This window comes from Brevundimonas sp. SL161, from assembly GCF_049896985.1.
GTDB lineage: Bacteria > Pseudomonadota > Alphaproteobacteria > Caulobacterales > Caulobacteraceae > Brevundimonas.
The window spans coordinates 1-6,123 of the sequence record NZ_JAFCVJ010000053.1 but is presented as its reverse complement, the minus strand read 5'-3'; the positions used below and the strand labels follow the sequence as shown (position 1 = coordinate 6,123).

Here is a 6,123-nt window from a genome sequence, read left to right as displayed (position 1 = left end):
AAGCTCAAACACAGCCGACGACTGGCTACCCGATACGACAAGACCGCCGACAGCTTCCTCGGCTTCGTCGTCGTCGCATCCATCCGACTGTGGATCAGACACTTTGTCCACACCACCTACACCTCGGTGCACACCACAGACGCGCCCGGTTTGACCGTGAGAGCGATTGGCAAGGGCAGTGGCTGGCCCCTAAGGACACCGTGTTCCGTGTACGGGCTAGGCCCCGGCTTTCCTGAGCTCCGCGAGGTCGTCGCCATTCAGTACGAGCCGAACACCGAGTGTGCCGGTGCCGGCGAGCACAGGCTGCTTACGCAGGTAGATGTGGAGCGATTCGATTTCGGCATACGCGGCGCAGGCACTTGCAATCAGCGTGACCACGCGCTCTTGCGTCGCGTAATGCGTTGCGCGCGCGATCTGGTCGATGCGCATAATCAGCGGATCATAATCGAAAACGCGCGTCATTTCTTCTTCGTCGATGAGAATGAGGCTCGTGGCGACCATGAGCGTGAGGTCGAGCTGATGACGCTCAGGGACCACGTCGCCGGGACCATACGTTCCGATTTGGACCGCAAGTACGAGGTCACGAAGCTCGATCGTGCTGTAGCGCGTCATGTCGTTGGTCAACTGTCTGCCGGTGAACCGCGCCCTGATAGCGAACTGCCTCTGTCAGTGCACATTTGATATTCTGCAGTGAGCCATCGGGTCGCACGTGAAGATGAGTGTGCCAATCTACACTTTCGTGGCGCACAGGCTGCGCGCGGTTTCCGAGGAGGCTGCGCGCGGGTCGACGGCCATCCCGCCAGATCGGACGGCGCTTGAGCCGTTGGTACCCGATGGCGCATAAGGCAGCGATGGCGGTCGAACTCGTAAAGCTGCAATCGCTGGAGCGCGGCTACCTCACGGTCCTACGCGTTCGGTCAGGCCTTGGATGGCTGATCTTCGCAGCGATGGCGGCGGTGGCTGACGGCTATCTGCAATGGCGTCTCGGCCTCCCCCCGGGGGTCGTCGCTGGACCCGTCATTGCACTGGCCTTCCTGGCCATCGTCGTCCTCGTTCCGGGGCGCTGGCGTCGGTGGGGCTATGCCTTTACCGACAGAGAACTGCACGTCGCGTCCGGCTGGCTGACGCGCGCACACACGATCGTGCCGCTCTCTCGCGTCCAGCACATCGATGTGAGCCAAGGTCCCATCGAGCGCAGCGCGGGTGTCGCAACCCTCAGCCTGCACACCGCCGGCACCGAGAACAGCCTTGTGGTGCTCCCTGGCATAAGCCGCCAGCGTGCCGAGGAAATCCGCGATGCGATCCGCGGCCGGATCAGCGACGCGCCCTGGTGAGCGAACCCGATCCTTCGAGCGTGGCCGAGACTCTGCCGCCGCGCCGCCTCGACCCGCGCACCATCCTCATCAAGGTCCTGCAGAACTCGCCCTCCATCCTCCTCGTCTTGCCAGCGATCCTCGTCGCCTCGCGCGGCAGAAGCGCGGCGATCGGGCTGCTGATCGCGGGGATGTCGCTGCTGGGGGGCCTCATTCTGGTCTCCAGCTGGCTTCGCTGGCGGACCTTCACCTACCAGATCCTGCCAGGGCAGCTCGTCATCGCACGCGGCCTGATCAATAGGACCCGCCGATCGATCCCGGCCGAACGGATGCAGGATGTCTCGATCAAACAGGGGCCCTTGTCACGACTGCTGGGTCTTGCACAGGTCCGCATCGAGACCGGTGGCGGGGAGGCCGACGAGGGTCAGCTCGACAGCGTCAGCCTCGCGGAGGCGTATCGGCTTCGAGAAGTGCTCCGGGGCCTTCGAACGAAAGGCGCCCCCGCGGAGGCCGCCGGCCGGGAAGCCGAGGACGAGGCCGAAGCCATCCTGTTCAGATTAGGGCTGCCCCGCCTGCTCTACTCCGGACTGTTCAGCTTCTCGCTCGTCTGGGTCGCAGCCATTCTCGGCGTCGGCCAGTATCTGAACCAGGCGCTCGGCTATGGCTGGGACCAATGGCTGGACCTGCTCGGCGTTTCTGAGCAGACGCTGAGATCGAACATCAATGGACCGGTCGTCCTGGCTGCGGCTGGTCTGGCTTTGGCAGTCGGAGTGCTGGCCGGCGTCATCCGGACGACGTTGCAGAACTTCCGCTTCAAACTCGCCTATGCTGAGGGCCGGTTTCGCTACAGCCGGGGCCTGTTGACACGCACCGAGGTGGTGGTGGCCAAGCGCCAAATCCAGCTCAGCCTAATCGAGCGCGGTGCCGTGAGCGGTCGGTTGGGCTGGTCGGCACTCAAGGTCCAGACGCTCGGCGGCAGCGATCACCTCTCTGGCCGCCAGGAACTCGCTCCTTTTGCGCGGCCTGCAGAACTGGCTCCCATCATCGCCTTAGCCGGACTTCCGCCCTTCGAGCGGTCGCTGCTGCGGTCGGTCTCGGCCTTGCACGGCGTGCGTGCCCTCGTCGCTTTCGTCTTGTTGCCGACCGCGATCATCCTGGGCGCTACTACCGTCTTCCCGCTTGCCGCCCTACTTCTTTTCACGATGCCCGCTCCGCTAGCGGTCGCGCTGCTGCGGCCGCGCTATCACCGGTACGCGCTCGCCGAGACCAGCGTACAGGTATCGCGAGGGGTCCTCAAGCAGCGCGACTGGACCATCCCCTACGGCAATGTCCAGGCCGTCACGGTGCGGCGCGGACCGATCCAGCGGCTGCTCGGGATCGCCACGGTGCGGATCGACACCGCCGGTGGATGCGGCATCGACACTCCACATATCCAAGACATCGATGTGGACCAGGCCTCAGCATTCGTCGGCGACCTCCTCGAACGCGCAAGTAATCTGGGAGGGACAACTCACGGAAACGCCCGGTAGGTCAGGTAGAAGGACGGGCGTCCAACCCGGTCGGACATAGCGGCTCTGCGCCAAGTGCGGACAGTGGGACAAAGTCGAAAAGCGGACCTCCAACGTTAGCAGCTGGCGCAGATGAAGCCTCGCAGCCGCCAGGATGTTATCACCTAGCCAGCATGTCCACGGCGCGCCCTCTTCCCCCGGTCGTCTACCACCCGGCGTACAGCGCTATGCTTCCGCCTGGGCATCGCTTCCCCATGGAAAAATATGCTCGACTGGCTCAGGTGCTGGAGGAAGAGGGTCTGATCGGGCCTGAGGGGTTACATACCCCCGAACCCGCCAGCTTCGAGTTGCTCGCCGCCGTGCACGACCCCGGCTACGTGCGTCAGGTGCTGGATGCCGCCGTTCCGCCTAACGTCGAGCGGGTCATCGGCATGTCGGTGACCCGAGGTGTCTCGGATAGGGTGCAGGCGGCGGTAGGCGGCACCCTGATGGCGGCGCGTCTAGCGCTTCGCTATGGTTTGGCCTGTAACACCGCCGGCGGCAGCCACCATGCGGGACCAAAGGGCGGCGCAGGCTACTGCGTCTTCAATGACATCGGCGTGGTCGGCCGCGCGATGATCGACGCTGGCGAAATCCGTAAGGCACTTGTCGTCGATCTGGACGTGCACCAGGGCGACGGCACCGCTTTTATCTTCGAGCACGAGCCGCGGGTTTTTACGTTCTCCATGCACGGCGAGAAGAACTATCCCGTGCGACGCGGCCCAAGCGATCTGGACGTCGACCTACCGGATGGGACCGGCGATGAAGCTTACTTGGCCGAGTTGCGAGCGACACTTCCTGTCCTGCTCGAGCGCGTCGAGCCCGACCTCATCTTCTACATCGCCGGCGTCGACCCGCATGAGAGCGACCGTCTCGGTAGGCTGGCCCTGACCGACGAAGGCCTATTCGCGCGTGACGCCTATGTTCTGGAGACCTGCTTGCCTGTAGCGCCGGTCGTTGGCGTGATTGGCGGCGGCTACGACAGCGACATCAACCGGTTGGCGCGCCGCCATGCCACTCTGCACCGCGCTGCTGCTGACGCTTGGCGCAGCGGGCTGGCCCGGCCGGCCGGCTGAGCGATGTTCGACGAACACCCTCCCCTGATCGTCACGGCCGCCATGGATGACGGGGCGTTCGCCTGGTTTGAGGACTTGCGTCAGTCGCACTTCCCGCGGCACCGCAACAAGGTCCCCGCGCATCTGACACTCTTGCACGCTCTTCCGGGCGTACATGAGCGCGCCGTGGCGCAGACGCTGAAGGCGGCGTGCAAACGCCGCCGCCCTCTTCAGCTAGACGTGCGAGGCCCTTGGTCCCTCGATCACGGCGTTGCCTACCGGCTCGCCTCTCCTGACCTCGAACGAATGCGAGCAGAGCTGGCGGAAGCTTTCTCACCCTGGCTTACGCGTCAGGATCAGGCCCCGTTCCGGCCCCACATCACCATCCAGAACAAGACGGATCCGGGTGACGCCCGCCTGCTGCTCGAGCACCTGCAAATGGAGTTCGAGCCATTCCACATCTTCGCCGAAGGCCTGCTGCTCTGGCGCTATCTCGGAGGGCCTTGGGCGCTCGTCGAACGATTTGAGTTCGACGAGCCATGAGCCATTGCGACGGTGCTGTCAGTCCAACGCTAGCTTGTCTCCAAGTGACACATTATGGGCAGATGACGCGATGCCTATCTGGCGAGCGTCTGCCACTCGGCCAGGGCGGCTGAGCGTTGGGCTTTGTATGTCTCTCTGCTGATGAGGTGGCGATCCTGATTGAAGTGGTTGTGGAAGGCGGCGTGGACTGAGCTAAACTTCTGCAGCGTCTTCATCTGCCGGAACCTCAGCATGGCCCGTTCTCGTCGTCGGAATGGCAGATGGGAGTTCTCAACCCTGTTGTTCGCCAAACGGCCGACCTCCTGGCTGGCGGTGTTGCCCAGCTCCCTCATTGCGGCCTTGTAGGAGCGCAGCCCGTCGGTCGTGATGGCCTTGGCGCGACCGTGCCGCTTCATAATCTTCTTCATGAACGTCAGCGCCGCGGCCTTGTCCCGGGTCTTGCTGGCAAAGGATTCCGGCACCTCGCCCTCCTGATCCACGGCGCGCCAGAGGTAATGCATCTCGCCGTTGATCTTCACGTAGACCTCGTCGAGATGCCACCTCCAGTGGGTGAACGCGCGCGTCTTCTGAACCCGCTTCCTGCGGATCTCCGCTGCGAACATCGGGCCGAACCGGTTCCACCACAGGCGCACCGTCTCATGGCAGATGTCGATGCCACGCTCGGCCAGCAGGTCCTCCACGTTCCGGAGCGACAGCGGGTACTTCACGTACATCATCACCACCGTCCGGATCACCTCCGGCGAGCTGTCGAAGTAGCGGAAAGGGTTGGTGCTCTTGGCCATCCCAAAGAGCTAGCCGCCCCCCCCCTTACCGCCGGCCTAAGTTTGGGCTGACAGAGCCCGACATTGGCATCAGGCCCGAAATCGGACATCCGGCCCCGCTGCCCGAAATCGGACGCTTCGAACTGCGGCTAAGGGTGGGTAGCGGACGTTTCTGTCAGAGTGGTATGCGAGCGAATGCTTCAGCTGACGCGACTCTCAGCGCGGTTCGCGCACGTCCACCTTCAGCCGCTTCTCGCCGGCGATCGATCCACCGTTCGCCTACCGCTCAGAAAACGTGGTCGAGGCCCTGGACCGGGCCTGCTGTCGCTTGGGCTGGGGACGGAACAACTAAAAAGATAAATCGTTTTAATGCCTCTAACCGAGGCCAAACCGATGCAGCGTAAATCTCAACTCACTTCTCCCTCGACAAAACGACCATCTCCGCTGCTCGATCAACGTTCGGTCGTAATGGCGGTCGTCGTGGTTCTTGCAGTGAGTATGACGGGGTTAGTCGAGTTTTTGTTTCGCGGCTGAATACAAGCCCCGCGAGTGGTGGCAGTCAGCTAACTACCTTCCTCATTCGGCGGAATGGCGCGTGCGGCCGCCCCTTCGGATCCAAGCGGTTTTTCGATCACCTGGCGCGCAATCAGGTGCTGCCGCGCGTCCGGCCTGTTTATGCGGCCGTTCACACGCCGCTGGCCCGTACGTAGAACGCGGATCGGGTCCAACTCGCTTGGGCGCGCTCAGGGCTTTTCGCCATTCCCTAGGCCGTGTGGACAAAGAGGATTCCCAAATCGCTTGATCGCTGATTCAAGGCTGTTCTTTGCGGAGAGCAGCCATGGTTCGTGGTTTGATGTCGGATGCGGAGTGGGCGTTCTTCGAGCCGTTCGTGGTCGAGAAGGGT

General features: G+C 63.3%; 6 protein-coding genes and 1 pseudogene. 5 read left to right on the top strand and 2 right to left on the bottom strand.

The annotated features are described in order from the left end of the window. Positions 1-102, top strand: a pseudogene (locus ACP7AU_RS17260) (IS5/IS1182 family transposase); the annotation flags it as partial. 114 nt (positions 103-216) lie between these two features. On the opposite strand, the gene ACP7AU_RS17255 reads toward ACP7AU_RS17260, so the two are convergent. Further along, complete coding sequence (locus ACP7AU_RS17255) at positions 217-624, bottom strand: dihydroneopterin aldolase (RefSeq protein ID WP_426052212.1); 408 nt, start codon at positions 622-624, stop codon at positions 217-219. Between the two features lie 227 nt (positions 625-851). Here ACP7AU_RS17255 and ACP7AU_RS17250 point away from each other — a divergent pair, with 227 nt between their 5' ends. The 4 genes from ACP7AU_RS17250 (at position 852) to ACP7AU_RS17235 (ending at position 4,458) form a co-directional block, all read left to right on the top strand. After that, positions 852-1,334: a PH domain-containing protein gene (locus ACP7AU_RS17250; protein ID WP_426052211.1), complete on the top strand. Its 483-nt coding sequence runs from the start codon at positions 852-854 to the stop codon at positions 1,332-1,334. Beyond that, complete coding sequence (locus ACP7AU_RS17245; protein ID WP_426052210.1) at positions 1,331-2,842, top strand: PH domain-containing protein; 1,512 nt, start codon at positions 1,331-1,333, stop codon at positions 2,840-2,842. Before ACP7AU_RS17250 ends, ACP7AU_RS17245 begins: the two co-directional genes overlap by 4 nt. Positions 2,843-2,994: 152 nt before the next feature. Next, the gene (locus ACP7AU_RS17240; protein WP_426052209.1) at positions 2,995-3,936 is read left to right on the top strand and encodes a histone deacetylase family protein; all 942 of its coding nucleotides are present in this window, start codon (positions 2,995-2,997) and stop codon (positions 3,934-3,936) included. 3 nt (positions 3,937-3,939) lie between these two features. Then, positions 3,940-4,458: a 2'-5' RNA ligase family protein gene (locus ACP7AU_RS17235; protein WP_426052208.1), complete on the top strand. Its 519-nt coding sequence runs from the start codon at positions 3,940-3,942 to the stop codon at positions 4,456-4,458. Between the two features lie 74 nt (positions 4,459-4,532). Here the strand turns inward: ACP7AU_RS17235 and ACP7AU_RS17230 are convergent, their stop codons facing one another. Continuing rightward, a complete protein-coding gene (locus ACP7AU_RS17230) occupies positions 4,533-5,240 on the bottom strand; it encodes an IS6 family transposase (protein ID WP_426052207.1) in 708 nt (235 codons plus the stop codon). Positions 5,241-6,123 lie beyond the last annotated feature (883 nt).

Coding starts and splice junctions, on each gene's coding strand:
- ACP7AU_RS17230 (WP_426052207.1), bottom strand. CDS start 5,240: ATGGCCAAGAGCACCAACCCTTTCCGCTACTTCGACAGCTCGCCGGAG.
- ACP7AU_RS17240 (WP_426052209.1), top strand. CDS start 2,995: ATGTCCACGGCGCGCCCTCTTCCCCCGGTCGTCTACCACCCGGCGTAC.
- ACP7AU_RS17250 (WP_426052211.1), top strand. CDS start 852: ATGGCGGTCGAACTCGTAAAGCTGCAATCGCTGGAGCGCGGCTACCTC.
- ACP7AU_RS17235 (WP_426052208.1), top strand. CDS start 3,940: ATGTTCGACGAACACCCTCCCCTGATCGTCACGGCCGCCATGGATGAC.